This window comes from Ornithinibacillus xuwenensis, assembly GCF_039614845.1.
Lineage (GTDB): Bacteria > Bacillota > Bacilli > Bacillales > Amphibacillaceae > Ornithinibacillus > Ornithinibacillus xuwenensis.
On sequence record NZ_JBDIML010000006.1, the window covers coordinates 96,356 to 109,002 of the forward strand.

At 36.5% G+C, this 12,647-nt stretch carries 14 protein-coding genes; 10 read left to right on the forward strand and 4 right to left on the reverse strand.

Annotated features, from left to right (window positions below):
* The first annotated feature begins 9 nt into the window (after positions 1-9).
* The 5 genes from ABC228_RS15680 to ABC228_RS15700 all read left to right on the forward strand — a co-directional run bounded on the left by ABC228_RS15680 (position 10) and on the right by ABC228_RS15700 (position 4,147).
* Entirely contained in the window at positions 10-1,233 is a 1,224-nt protein-coding gene (locus ABC228_RS15680) for a dihydrolipoamide acetyltransferase family protein (protein WP_345826119.1), read from the forward strand.
* A gap of 74 nt (positions 1,234-1,307) precedes the next feature.
* Complete coding sequence (locus ABC228_RS15685; protein WP_345826120.1) at positions 1,308-2,099, forward strand: fumarylacetoacetate hydrolase family protein; 792 nt, start codon at positions 1,308-1,310, stop codon at positions 2,097-2,099.
* Complete coding sequence (locus ABC228_RS15690; protein ID WP_345826121.1) at positions 2,096-2,851, forward strand: fumarylacetoacetate hydrolase family protein; 756 nt, start codon at positions 2,096-2,098, stop codon at positions 2,849-2,851. Before ABC228_RS15685 ends, ABC228_RS15690 begins: the two co-directional genes overlap by 4 nt.
* 8 nt (positions 2,852-2,859) lie before the next feature.
* The gene (locus ABC228_RS15695; protein WP_345826122.1) at positions 2,860-3,255 is read left to right on the forward strand and encodes a 5-carboxymethyl-2-hydroxymuconate Delta-isomerase; all 396 of its coding nucleotides are present in this window, start codon (positions 2,860-2,862) and stop codon (positions 3,253-3,255) included.
* A gap of 235 nt (positions 3,256-3,490) precedes the next feature.
* A complete protein-coding gene (locus ABC228_RS15700) occupies positions 3,491-4,147 on the forward strand; it encodes a CPBP family intramembrane glutamic endopeptidase (RefSeq protein ID WP_345826123.1) in 657 nt (218 codons plus the stop codon).
* A gap of 69 nt (positions 4,148-4,216) precedes the next feature.
* Here the strand turns inward: ABC228_RS15700 and ytaF are convergent, their stop codons facing one another.
* The 3 genes from ytaF to ABC228_RS15715 all read right to left on the reverse strand — a co-directional run bounded on the left by ytaF (position 4,217) and on the right by ABC228_RS15715 (position 6,943).
* Positions 4,217-4,846, reverse strand: coding sequence for a sporulation membrane protein YtaF (ytaF, locus tag ABC228_RS15705; protein WP_345826124.1), 630 nt, complete (start codon positions 4,844-4,846; stop codon positions 4,217-4,219).
* A gap of 94 nt (positions 4,847-4,940) precedes the next feature.
* A complete protein-coding gene (locus ABC228_RS15710) occupies positions 4,941-5,933 on the reverse strand; it encodes an EAL domain-containing protein (protein WP_345826125.1) in 993 nt (330 codons plus the stop codon).
* 83 nt (positions 5,934-6,016) lie between these two features.
* Positions 6,017-6,943, reverse strand: a complete 927-nt coding sequence (locus ABC228_RS15715; protein ID WP_345826126.1) for a methyl-accepting chemotaxis protein — start codon at positions 6,941-6,943, stop codon at positions 6,017-6,019.
* 163 nt (positions 6,944-7,106) lie between these two features.
* Here ABC228_RS15715 and ABC228_RS15720 point away from each other — a divergent pair, with 163 nt between their 5' ends.
* From ABC228_RS15720 to ABC228_RS15735, 4 genes are all read left to right on the forward strand, one after another.
* On the forward strand, positions 7,107-7,991 hold the full coding sequence (locus tag ABC228_RS15720) for a MerR family transcriptional regulator (RefSeq protein ID WP_345826127.1): 885 nt from the start codon (positions 7,107-7,109) through the stop codon (positions 7,989-7,991).
* 208 nt (positions 7,992-8,199) lie between these two features.
* On the forward strand, positions 8,200-8,619 hold the full coding sequence (locus tag ABC228_RS15725; protein ID WP_345826128.1) for a hypothetical protein: 420 nt from the start codon (positions 8,200-8,202) through the stop codon (positions 8,617-8,619).
* 51 nt (positions 8,620-8,670) lie between these two features.
* Complete coding sequence (locus ABC228_RS15730; RefSeq protein ID WP_345826129.1) at positions 8,671-10,845, forward strand: DNA topoisomerase III; 2,175 nt, start codon at positions 8,671-8,673, stop codon at positions 10,843-10,845.
* Between the two features lie 126 nt (positions 10,846-10,971).
* Positions 10,972-11,415: a GNAT family N-acetyltransferase gene (locus ABC228_RS15735; protein WP_345826130.1), complete on the forward strand. Its 444-nt coding sequence runs from the start codon at positions 10,972-10,974 to the stop codon at positions 11,413-11,415.
* A gap of 71 nt (positions 11,416-11,486) precedes the next feature.
* Here ABC228_RS15735 and ABC228_RS15740 read toward each other — a convergent pair whose 3' ends face one another.
* On the reverse strand, positions 11,487-12,092 hold the full coding sequence (locus ABC228_RS15740; protein WP_345826131.1) for a YcxB family protein: 606 nt from the start codon (positions 12,090-12,092) through the stop codon (positions 11,487-11,489).
* A gap of 219 nt (positions 12,093-12,311) precedes the next feature.
* Here ABC228_RS15740 and ABC228_RS15745 point away from each other — a divergent pair, with 219 nt between their 5' ends.
* Positions 12,312-12,551 (forward strand): DUF362 domain-containing protein, encoded by a 240-nt coding sequence (locus ABC228_RS15745; protein ID WP_186870380.1) that lies wholly within the window; start codon positions 12,312-12,314, stop codon positions 12,549-12,551.
* The last annotated feature ends 96 nt before the right edge of the window (positions 12,552-12,647 follow it).

Here is a 12,647-nt window from a genome sequence, read left to right on the forward strand (position 1 = left end):
GTGTAATCCATGGTTGAGGTAAAATTTCATGATATTGGTGAGGGGATGACTGAAGGAGAAATTATCAATTACTTTGTGAAGGTAGGAGATCTTGTCCAAGCAGACCAGCCACTCGTTGAAATGCAAACCGACAAAATGGTTGCAGAAATACCTTCACCAGCAAAGGGAAAAGTAAAAACAATCCATTTTGCTGAGGGAACGACTGTGAATATTGGTACTGTGCTATTAGAGATTGATGATGGAAAAGAAATATCTCAAGATGCAACTTCAGAAAAGGAGGTATCGGCTGCTGTTAGTGCTCCCCAGAAGCAAGAAGAAACAAAAAAGCGGCCACCTAAACGCATTATTGCAGCACCTCATACGAGAAGGATTGCGCGTGAGAATGATGTTGATATTGAACAAGTTATTGGAACTGGACCTGCGGGAAGAGTGACCGATGAAGATATTTTCCAATTTATTCGAAAGCAAGAAAAGCAAGATATTGCTGAAGGGAGTTTCATAGAAGAAATATCAACGGATGATTCAACGTTTATTAGCGAAGCACCCGATACCATTCCTTTTAACGGTATTCGAAAGCAAATTGCGATGCGGATGAGCAAGTCATTATCAACCATTCCACATGTTACCCACTTCGATGAAGCCGACTTAACCAATTTACTAGAATTTCGTCAAGAGCTAAAAGATACTGGAGAGAATATTTCAATTGTAGCATTTTTCCTAAAGGCAATTGCAATAACATTAAAGGAATTTCCGTTATTCAACGCACAATTAGACGAACAAGAGCATGTTATTCGCCTTCTAAAAGACTATCATATTGGTCTTGCAACCAATACTGAAAAAGGGTTATTAGTACCAGTACTACGAGAAGTGGATAAAAAATCTATCAAAGAAATACATAATGAAATGAAGTCCTTGACGAAGAAGGCACAAGATCATCAATTAACAGCTCAGGAAATGCAGAATGGTACCTTTACGATTAGTAATGTAGGACCTATTGGTGGAACAGCTGCAACACCAATCATTAATCATCCTCAAACGAGCATCATTGCTTTTCATAAAACAAAAAGGATGCCTGTTGTCACGGATAAAGACAAAATCGAAATTCGATCTATCATGACAATGTCATTGTCATTTGACCATCGAATCATAGATGGTGCAGATGCAGTAATGTTTACTAATCGATTTATTGAACTGATGGAGAACCCGAAAAAACTTCTACTGTATTTGCGATAAATCTCATAGGATATAAAGTAGTGAATGAAGGCGAGAGAATCGCATATCTCGAAAAAATAGGAGTGACTGCACTCATGATGTATCATGCAAAGGCTAGATTTTCTTCTACAACTGGTTTGGAGGATATATGGGTAGGAGCTTCCCATATTCAGTGGAAAGGTGAGAAGTTCGCAGAGGATTCCTTTTCATGGCAATCTCCAATTATTGGAACTGTTTATGGGACCTTGTTCAATTTTCGTGAACAATTAGAAGCCTTTCGAACTGAATTTGATAAAGCACCATACCAAAAGCCACCACAAAGGCCTATCCTTTATATAAAACCAAGGAATACGTTAAATGCACATTTAAAGGAAGTTGCCATACCAAATGGAATAGAAGCTGTTGAAGTAAATGCAACACTGGGAATCGTCATAGGCAAAACTGCCGTAAAGGTGAAGGAACAGGATGCATTTCATTACGTACAGGGATATACGATTGTAAACGATGTATCAGTTCCTCATCAAACGTTTTACCGTCCTGCCATTAAGCAAAAAGCGCGTGATGGATTCTGTCCAATTGGTCCTTGGGTCGTATTAAAAGATGAGATTCCTAATCCCGATAATCTCATGATTTGGACATTTAAAAATGATGAATTAATTCAGGTGAATAGCACGAAGGAATTAGTTCGATCAATTCCTCGTCTCATTCAGGACGTATCAGAATTTATGACGTTAGCAAGTGGTGATGTTCTGTTAGTTGGTGTTCCGTATAATCCATCTTTAGCAAGCCCAGGGGATACGATTCGAATTGAAATCGATCATATTGGTAGCTTAGAAAACAGATTTGTACATGATAATGTATTGATTGCAGGGGGTGAGAGGGTATGAAGCATGCGCGAGTAGCGTGTTATGGTGCTATTCATGAAGCCGTTGAAGCGGATGGGACCCTCCAATTAATGGATGGAAGAATAATAGATCCTCAGGATGTCGTCTGGTTACCCCCAATCGAAGCTGGAACGATTTTTGCACTTGGATTAAATTATGCCGATCATGCGAGTGAAATTAGCTTTAAGGCACCAGAGGAACCACTTGTCTTTTTAAAAGGTCCAAATACACTAATTGGGCATTGTGGGCAGACTCGTCGACCTGCTGATGTTAAAACTATGCATTATGAGTGTGAGCTAGCTGTCGTTATAGGGAAAAAAACGCGTTCTGTCAAACGGAAGGATGCGTATGACTATATTTCTGGATATACAATTGCCAATGATTATGCTATTCGTGATTATCTTGAAAACTATTATCGACCAAATCTAGCCGTGAAAAATCGTGATACGTTAACACCAATTGGCCCTTGGTTTGTTGATAAAGAGGATGTGCAGGATCCGATGAATCTAAAGCTTTACACCTATGTAAATGGGGAATTAAAACAAGAGGGTACAACGAGAGATATGGTATTTGATATCCCTTTCCTAATTGAATATCTGAGTAGTTTTATGACCTTAAATGAAAATGATGTTATTCTAACCGGAACCCCAAAAGGAACTGTCAATGTTGTGGAAGGGGATGAGGTCGTGGTAGAAATTGAAGGAATCGGAAGACTAAAGAATACCATAGTAGCAGATAAAGTCTTTGCACGGTAGGTGAGATTATGCCACATGTCATTGTGGAGTATACAACAAATTTAAAAGAAAACGGAAATATCAAATCACTTCTACTCAAAATCAATCAGTCCCTCATTGCAGCTGGTGATACCTTCCCGATTGGAGGTATTCGCTCTAGAGCAATAGAGTTGCATGATTATGTCGTCGCAGATGGTTCCAATCAAGAGGATGCATTTGTTCATGTTACGCTCAAAATCGGGAAAGGTCGTACAGAAAAAGAGAAAAAAAACGCCTGTAATCAGGTGTTTGCTGCAATGGAACAGCATTTTGAAGCGGCTTTTGCAAATCGCTTTTTAGCCTTATCACTCGAATTGGTTGAATTCACCCATCCAACGTATAAGAAGAATAATATTCATAGTCGCTACTCAAACCCAGAAGGTTAATAAACTTTCGGGTTTTTTATTTTTATACAGGGAAGTAAGTTACTTTCAATAGAAGTGTAATGGAGTAAGCGTCCTATTAAGTTGGGAGGTGCATGTTAAGTATTCACAATTGGATATGAAGTATTCGTTGAATAGAAGACTAAAAGATAAATAAGTAGTACTATGTTAATAGTATTACTTATCGAATTTTTATTTTTTCTTCTAGAGTAGTTTAATAATGAGGTGTTGAATTCTAATGGAACCTAGAGTAAATAAGAATTATATTTGGCTTTATTTTTTATCATTCTACTCACTTTGGTGTATAAGAGAATTATGGTTTGTTCAATATATAGATTTGATGGACTCTGTTCTTAACGCTATTATCTCAGCAATTATTAAAATCATTATCTGGATACTTCCGGTTATCCTAATCGTTAGAACAGTAGAAAAACAAAATGTATTAAGCTATTTAGGATTACGCGATCATTATAAAAAAGGATTGATATGGACTGTATGGGGCACAACTGCTTTAATTCTTTACTTCTTTATTTTAAATTTAATTGTATTAGAGAATGACATTGGATTTAATTTAAGCATTAATGAGCTGCTTAATACAGTCCTTCTAGTAGGAATAACGGAGGAAATTGTCTTTAGAGGGTTCTTATTAAGAAAACTAATGGATTCCAATAGTTTTTGGCAAGCAAATATACTAACTTCACTCCTTTTTGTGTCGATCCATTTTCCAATCTGGATTTATAAAGGGTTATTCGAATTGCCATATATTCTAGCTTCTATGGCTACTGCTTTTGTTTTAGGTATTATTTTCGGATTTATATATAGGAAATCCAATTCACTCTGGTCCGTCATTATTCTACATTCTTTGTATAACTTTCTAGTGTCAATTTACTATTAGATAGCGGCCCACGATCTGTAATAAACAAATAGTCGCGCAAAACCAAGTAGATTTTGCGCGACACAGTATTTAAAATAAATTTAATACACCGAGCGTAATTAACAGGACTGGGGGTAAAAAGTTCATACGTTCCATACGTTTATTATTGGATAGAACAATTCCAATTTTTATTCCATAGTAGACAAACATACCACTCATAACAGCAATTAAAATAGAAGTAATCATTGGCGGATATCCCAGGATAGCTGCGCCGATCCCAGCTCCGAATGCATCTAAAGCTAGAGCAGTTCCTAATAATATTGCTTCTCCGATAGAGATTGTTCCAGAGCGGTCTAAATCTGCTTTATCGGGTGTCGTCATGACGGTACGGAATTTTTGAAAGTTTATCGCTTCATGATCTTCTGGTGATACCTCTGTGTTTTTATTAAGTTGGCTTCTAACGGAGTTAATTAAGGAGAATATTCCTATAAATATTAATATTGCTCCCCCAATTGATTTAGCAATACTGACCGATAGAAAAGCATGAAGCATACCGCCAATCTCCATAGAAAGGAGAACAACAATTCCAGAACAGATCATGATGACGAATAAAGCACTTTTTGGTACAACGATTTTACGCATTCCATACGTAATTCCTACGCCTAATCCATCGATACTTACAGCAAAAACTAAGAATAGTAATCCAGTATAAAATAGCATAGCACCATATCCTTTACTGTTTCTACGCTATTGTATGGAAGCTTCCTTGGATGTGTGCTATCGGAACTTGATAAACCGAATTCAAAAGTCTCAATCAAATGACATCATCAATTTCAGGTGTAGGTTTACCGAATAAATAACCTTGAAAAAGCTTATATCCTTCCCGTTTTAGCCACTCAAAGTCTTCCTTTGATTCTATTCCCTCTGCTAGTGGGATTGAGCCGAGTTCAATGGACTTACGTAGCATTGATTTTGCAACTTGCTGTTTATTGAAATCGACTGCAACCCCTTGTACAAACTGCATATCCAATTTCATATAATGTGGTGTAATATCCTCTATCATTTCGATAGTGTTATACCCCTCCCCAACATCATCTAGCGCATATTCGAATCCCTTTTCTTTGTAGTATGATAAGATTTCTTTTAAATGATTAACATCGTCTACTCTTTCTGTTTCTACCACCTCAAAACAAAGTTGAGAAGGGTTTATACCCAATGTGTTTGCCAATCGTGTTGTCGATTGTAAACAGAATTCTGGAGAATATATTGATGTTGGAATGAAGTTAATGAAAACCTTTTTATCCTTAATCTTTGCAGCAGATTTTACTGCAGTTAATCTACACAATCTATCCAAAGCATATAGCCTTCCACGTTTTCTGGCTGCTTCAAAAATAACATCCGGATAAATCAAAGTCCCATCTTCTTTGACAAATCTTGAAAGGATTTCATATGCAAAAATATTTTCTCTTTCATCTACAATAGGTTGAAAATAACAAGTGAGCTGTTTCTTTTTAATTACTTCATCAATCCACTGCATATCAAGTGTTTCTTGAATGGTTGATAATGGTTTCCACTCTTGGTTCGGCAAGCGAAAATAGACCAATGCTAATTGCATATGATCCCTACAGAAGTCTATTAGCTCGTTTACTCCCATTTCCTTTATAAACAATAGATTATCTTGTACTTTTACATCTATTTTTCTTCTGTTTAAGTGGTTAATTATGTTTGGTATCACAGACTGATTGTGATTACCTTCAAACCGAATTTCATATTCTAATCCCTCTATTAAGCAACTTTTACAATGCATGGATCTATTACCTCCTAAGAAACCATCTCCCAATTTAACGCAAGATGCTTCATAACGTATTTCCTTGATATTCTGTTGAATCGTTAGATTACGTCACCTAAAGTTTTCGCTTGCCTATCTAGTTGATCTGCAGCTTGCCCGATACCAGTAAATTCTTCAACTGCCTTATTTACAAGCGTTTGACCATCTATGATAATGGTTTGAGAATTTTTCATTCCTTTTACAATTTCTTCAACTTGTACGGTTATACTTTCTAAATCCGAGTTTACTTCTTTTGTAGCCTCCTCTGTTTGGCTGGCTAATTTACGAACTTCATTTGCCACCACATTAAATCCACGACCATATTCTTTCGCATGGGCAGCTTCAATTGCAGCATTAAGAGCGAGTAAATTGGTATAATCAGCAATACTACGAATTTTATCTGTAAGCTTCTTAACTGATTCTGCTTTTCGTTCCAATAATTGAAGCACTTGCATATTGTCATTTGTTTCCTTCACAGCTTGTTTAATAGACGACTCTATTTCTTGACCACTAGAGACACCTTCATCTGCACGTTTTAAGAGTCGTTCTGCCATCTGTTGTAATTCTCTTGTTAATTCGGAGACAGCATTTTCACGTTTCGTTATATCTGTTGCCACTTTAATAACCCCTTGAACATATCCTTCACTGTTATAAACAGGAGTGTAGGTCGCTTCAAACCATAGAAGACGCTGATCCTTTGTTACTCGTAATATTTTTTTCTGAAACGTTTGACCACTCCTTAAATTGTCCCAAAACTCACGATACTTAGGACTATTTGCAAATTCTGGTAGACAAAATTGACTGTGCTTCAATCCAGGCATCTCCCAAGCTTCATACCCCATGGTTTTTGCAAAATTATTATTTGCCCAAAGTACGTTACCTTGTGTGTCAAACTGTATCATGGCCAATGATTGCTCAATTGCAGCAAAGGCTGAGCTGATTTCTATCTCATTTGTCCTAGTATTTTGTATAGGTTTTGTAATATTCATGCTATTCTTCTGCTCCTTTTTATCCTTTTTTGTATGATTTATGTATCAATTTTAATTAAAAATATACAAAACTTATACATTTTTTGCAAGAATTTTGTTTTATTTGATTTTAATTCGTAGATTTTGTATAGTTTATGTACAAGTAATATGGGGTGTATGAAATATGTATAGTATAAAAAAAGTTTCTGAAATGCTAGGTATTCCCACGGTAACGATTCGTGCATGGGAAAAAAGATATCAGATTATTAATCCTGTGCGGAGTAATGGCGGACATCGTTTGTATAGTGAAGAAGACATCAATACGCTTAATTGGATAAAGAATCAAATGGACGAAAAGGATTTGAAGATTAGCGAAGCCGTTTCCTTATTAAAACAAAAAACGGTGGATCGGGTAGCTGATGTAGAACTATATACCATTAAGAAAGAACGGGATAATCTTATTGAGATGCTTTATCAAGATTTAATCGGTCTCAATACAATCAAAGCGCATAAAACGATAGATTTAGCATTTTCGTTATATAACTACGTTGACGTGTTCCATAACATTCTTGCTCCTGTATTGTACCGGATTGGTACGGAATGGGAGGATGGAAAAATAGCGGTTGCCCAGGAGCATTTTTCTTCTCAGATAATTATGCAAAGATGCTCTCAGTTTCTATGGTCGCTCCCCATTCAACCAAATTTACCGAAAGGGCTGTCCTTATGTCCTGAAGGTGAACACCATCAAATGGGATTAATGCTCTTTAGTTTGTTCTTACGAAACAAAGGTCTAGATATCACGTATTTAGGACCAGATACACCATTAAACGAGCTTCCTGCTATTATCAGAATGAAGGATATATCTTTAGTAGTTATTTCCATTACAAATCCAGATAACATAGAAGAACTAGAGGCTTGGGTTAAGACATGTCGTAGAGATTTTCCAGATGTGAAAATTGTTCTTGGTGGTACTGGTTTTCAGAACCAAAGAACTACGATGTCTTCTTACGTACTACCTGATAAAGTTTCGGACTGGGAAACATGGTACACATCAACTATTGATAAATAAATACTGAAAAGACTGAATTTCTTCGATTTATAAAGGGATAGTAGTGAAAAAATTACTATCTCTTTATCGCGTTTTTCTGTTAGTGTGCATAGGGTAACTAGCATGTTGACTATTCCGGTGAAATTAGTATCCTTCGCTTATATTTGTGATGTTAGGCGAGATTCTGGTATCGTAGATAGTAAGAACAGTAAGTTAATGGAGGAGTATTGTGTTAAAAAAAATCTTAGCGGCAGTTTTGTCGACCATAGTATTTAGCGCTGTAATGGGGCTGTTGAATTATTTTACTAGCTCCGCGCAAACGTTTGAAAATTTTTGGATACCAATGGTATTTTTTGCTATGTATGCAGCACCGGTATATTTAATCGCAGGAATTCCTATCTCCTATTTAATCGATAAGGTAGTGAATAAAATAAATAATACTTCCCAATTGACACGTCATTATACAAGATATGGATTGTTTATATTGGCTGGGATAGTCGTGGCATTCATCTATGTGGCTATCTTAAGAGTGACGGAAGATGAACAGCTTCTTTCCCGAGACTTATTAACCTATATTATTGGCGGCGTCATTGCATCGTTAATCTATTATTATGTTTCTCTTCTATTTACGAATAAAGAAAGCAAATAGAATGATGTTAAGAATTTGTAAGGGAAAAGAATATAGAGAGGAACCACAATCATGAGTAAAACACTTGTATTAGCAGAAAAACCATCCGTTGGCCGGGATATTGCCCGCGTATTAAATTGTGGAAAAAAAGGCAATGGGTTTATGGAAGGATCAAAATACATTGTAACATGGGCACTTGGACATTTGGTGACATTAGCAGATCCCGAGACCTATGATGATAAATATAAAACATGGCGATTAGAGGATTTACCAATGCTACCATCTAATCTAAAACTTGTCGTCATGAAAAAGACGGGAAAACAATTCAGTGCTGTTAAAACTCAAATGAATCGTAACGATGTCTCCGAGATTGTCATTGCAACCGATGCTGGTCGTGAAGGGGAACTAGTTGCGAGATGGATTGTTGAAAAAGCACGTGTTCATAAACCGATTAAACGTCTATGGATTTCATCCGTTACCGATAAAGCAATCCGAGATGGTTTTAATCAACTGAAGCCAGGAAGTAAATACGAAAACTTATATGCATCAGCGGTTGCCCGTTCAGAGGCAGATTGGTATGTTGGATTGAATGCGACTCGTGCACTGACAACCAAATTTAATGCTCAGCTTTCTAGTGGACGGGTACAAACGCCAACTTTAGGTATGGTAGCATTTAGAGAGAATGAGATTAAGAATTTTGAGCCGCAAAAATTCTTTGGATTACAGGCAAAAACAAATGGAGTTAGCTTCACTTGGCAGGACGAAAAGAATAACACACGTATTTTTTCCAAAGAAAAAGCAGAAGCATTACTAGAGAGATTGAAAAAGCAGCCTGCTAAAATTGTAAAAGTCGATAAGATGTATAAAAAGAAATTTGCACCACAGCTTTATGATTTAACGGAATTACAACGAGATGCGAATCGTATTTTCGGCTATTCCGGGAAACAAACCTTGTCTATTATGCAAAAGCTATATGAACGACATAAGGTATTAACATATCCAAGAACAGATTCTCGTGTTATTTCAACTGACATTGTACCTACCATTAAAGACCGCTTAAAGGCATGTGGAGTGGATCAATATGCTTCGTTCGCCCAGAAACTACTTCGTCAGGAGAACCGTAAGCTGCCGAAATCAGTTGTGGATAATTCGAAGGTAAGTGACCACCATGCAATTATCCCAACTGAAGAACCTGTTATACTTGCGGATTTGGATGATAAAGAGCGGAAGGTTTATGATTTAGTCGTGAAGCGCTTCTTGGCCGTTTTAATGAATCCCTATGAATATGAACAAACAACCATTTATTCAGAGATAGGCTCGGAATCTTTTACTGCTAAAGGTAAGGTAGTAAAAGATCAAGGCTGGAAAGCAGTTTATGATCGGAATTATGATGACGAGGAAAAGTTGGATGATCAGCGCTTACCTGTCCTTAAACAGGGGGATAGCTTTTCTAATGTTACCATCGTATTGACTACGGGTGAGACGAAGCCACCAGAGCGATTCACAGAGGGAGCGCTTCTTCAAGCAATGGAAAATCCAGTTCGTTTTATGAATCCGGATGAGAAGCATTTAGCAGGAACCTTGCAAAAAACTGGTGGTATTGGCACAGTTGCAACTCGTGCAGATATTATTGATAAGCTATTCAATAGTGGGTATATGGAGCTTAAGGGTAAGCATATATTTATTTCCTCTAAAGGGAAGCAACTATTGGAACTTGCACCTGAAGATTTACGCTCTCCAGCGTTAACAGCGGAATGGGAGCAGAAACTAAGCTTGATAGCTGAAGGAAAACTAAATAAAAATAAATTCATTGCAGAAATAAAAGATTATACAAAAGAAATTATCCAAGAGATAAAGGGTAATGATACCAAATTTAAGCATGACAATATGACGGGAACGAAATGCCCGGATTGTGGGAAATTAATGCTTGAAGTCAACAATAAACATGGACGTATGCTTGTCTGTCAAGATCGTTCCTGTGGTCATAAGAAAAATATAGCCAAAAAAACGAATGCTCGTTGTCCAAATTGTCATAAGCGTCTAGAATTACGTGGTGAAGGGGAAGGGCAAACATTTACCTGTTCTTGTGGACATCGTGAAAAGCTATCAGCGTTTAATAAACGGAAGGAACAAGAAAAGAAGCATAAGGTATCCAAAAAAGATGTGAATAAGTATTTGAAAAAACAGGATGATGGTTTTGCAAATAATGCATTAGCAGATGCATTAGCAAAATTAAAAGATAAATAATCAGAGCACCTCGATTACGTTATATCGGGGTGTTTTTTATCATGCAACTATTTTCAAGTTCATGCAGGAAAATACCACATAAAGCGAGAATTATAGTTATCATAGTCTTAGAAATAGGAGAGAATTATGCTAGAGGTAAAACAAATTAGTACAGAAATGACCTATGATCTTAGACATAAAATACTTCGTCCTCATCAAGGAATGGAGGATTGTAAGTATGATACGGATGATAGGAATGGCTCCTTTCATGTTGGGGCTTTTTACCAAGGACAGCTGATAAGTATTGCTTCATTCTGTGTTGACAATAACCCTGATTTCCCAACGGGTAAACAATATCGCTTGCGAGCGATGGCAACACTGGAGGGTTATCGTAGGGTAGGAGCAGGTAGGGAAGTAGTTCGGTATGCAGAAGATATACTTAAGGGAAATGGTATTGAATTCTTATGGTGTAAAGGTAGAACTACTGTTCAAGCATATTACCAACGGTTAGGTTTTCAAGCATATGGTGAGGTTTTTGATTATCCACCCATTGGTCCACACATTGTGATGTACAAAACTTTAACAGGCTGAAAGAGAGCAATCCCCAGAATTGCTCTCTTTTTAAATAGGCTAGAAATGTGCTCTGTTAAGTATTATTATCGTTAAAAATAGTAATAATCCATACCCACAAGCAGGGCTAGAACAATCACTAGCAAGGTAATCAATACTCCCTTTTGCTTTCTTGTAAATTTAGTCTTTATCTTGCTTTTTATCTCTAGCTCACTAGCATATTTAGAAATATATTCGACTAATTGATTCATGGAACCTACAAAGGCCTTTGGAATGATAATTGCTGATTGGTTGCTTTGGTAAAGAAATAAATGCTTTTCATCAGAAGCCATAATTCTTATTTCTTTCCAAGAAACCTGCTTATGTAAGAATTTTTTATTTACTTCAATCCCTTTTTCCGTTAGATGTAAGGAGAATGGGCCAAGTCGTTTGTTAAGTTCACTTTTCCTAAATAAATTCATTGTTCTTTGTCTTACAATATAGGGAACAAGCATCGCTAATAATATCGCCGTTATCAGATGTATAGCTACATGAATTGGGTGTAAACTAGGTTGGATAATAGAAAGTATCATGAACACTAAAACAGCAGATATATATGTTGCAATAGTTAAGCGTCTTTTTACTTTTTCAGAGGTATGAAGATAGTTTTGCTGAAGAGCATTCAAATTATTAATTTTCAATTCACCTTTAATATACATTTTCAATACTCCTACTTGAAGATAGTTATGACCATATCAGTTCACAGTTACTTCTAATAGTATCATAAAAATGTTCCAGCTAAGTTAAGTTTTTAACAAGCTGTTCATTACAGAAAATAATAGAATCAAAGAAATAAAGCTGTTTACTTGAAATACTAGTAGTTGTATCATTAAGATGAAGATGTACCTTGAATATCTTATTAGGGAGGGTTACAATAGATGGCTTTTGTTATTTTAGATCCATGCAGACAAGAAAAAGCAGCTGAATGTGTCAGTGTCTGCCCGGTTGATTGTATAGAAGAAGGTCCAGATCAGTTCTACATAGATCCAGATATTTGTATCGATTGTGGAGCTTGTAAAGCTGCATGTCCAGTTAATGCAATTGAGGAAGAATACGATTTAACACCAGAGCAAGAGGTTTTCCTAGAGAAGGCGGAGGAATTTTTTGCGAATCGTTAATATAGGACAAAGTCCCGTTAGCATTAGCTAGCGGGACTTTTTTGTAAGTATTTTGTTCTGAGGGTATTTAGAGGGACATGCTCTTATATCATTAGA

Coding starts and splice junctions, on each gene's coding strand:
- ABC228_RS15680 (WP_345826119.1), top strand. CDS start 10: ATGGTTGAGGTAAAATTTCATGATATTGGTGAGGGGATGACTGAAGGA.
- ABC228_RS15685 (WP_345826120.1), top strand. CDS start 1,308: ATGATGTATCATGCAAAGGCTAGATTTTCTTCTACAACTGGTTTGGAG.
- ABC228_RS15690 (WP_345826121.1), top strand. CDS start 2,096: ATGAAGCATGCGCGAGTAGCGTGTTATGGTGCTATTCATGAAGCCGTT.
- ABC228_RS15695 (WP_345826122.1), top strand. CDS start 2,860: ATGCCACATGTCATTGTGGAGTATACAACAAATTTAAAAGAAAACGGA.
- ABC228_RS15700 (WP_345826123.1), top strand. CDS start 3,491: ATGGAACCTAGAGTAAATAAGAATTATATTTGGCTTTATTTTTTATCA.
- ytaF (WP_345826124.1), bottom strand. CDS start 4,846: ATGCTATTTTATACTGGATTACTATTCTTAGTTTTTGCTGTAAGTATC.
- ABC228_RS15710 (WP_345826125.1), bottom strand. CDS start 5,933: ATGCATTGTAAAAGTTGCTTAATAGAGGGATTAGAATATGAAATTCGG.
- ABC228_RS15715 (WP_345826126.1), bottom strand. CDS start 6,943: ATGAATATTACAAAACCTATACAAAATACTAGGACAAATGAGATAGAA.
- ABC228_RS15720 (WP_345826127.1), top strand. CDS start 7,107: ATGTATAGTATAAAAAAAGTTTCTGAAATGCTAGGTATTCCCACGGTA.
- ABC228_RS15730 (WP_345826129.1), top strand. CDS start 8,671: ATGAGTAAAACACTTGTATTAGCAGAAAAACCATCCGTTGGCCGGGAT.
- ABC228_RS15735 (WP_345826130.1), top strand. CDS start 10,972: ATGCTAGAGGTAAAACAAATTAGTACAGAAATGACCTATGATCTTAGA.
- ABC228_RS15740 (WP_345826131.1), bottom strand. CDS start 12,092: ATGTATATTAAAGGTGAATTGAAAATTAATAATTTGAATGCTCTTCAG.
- ABC228_RS15745 (WP_186870380.1), top strand. CDS start 12,312: ATGGCTTTTGTTATTTTAGATCCATGCAGACAAGAAAAAGCAGCTGAA.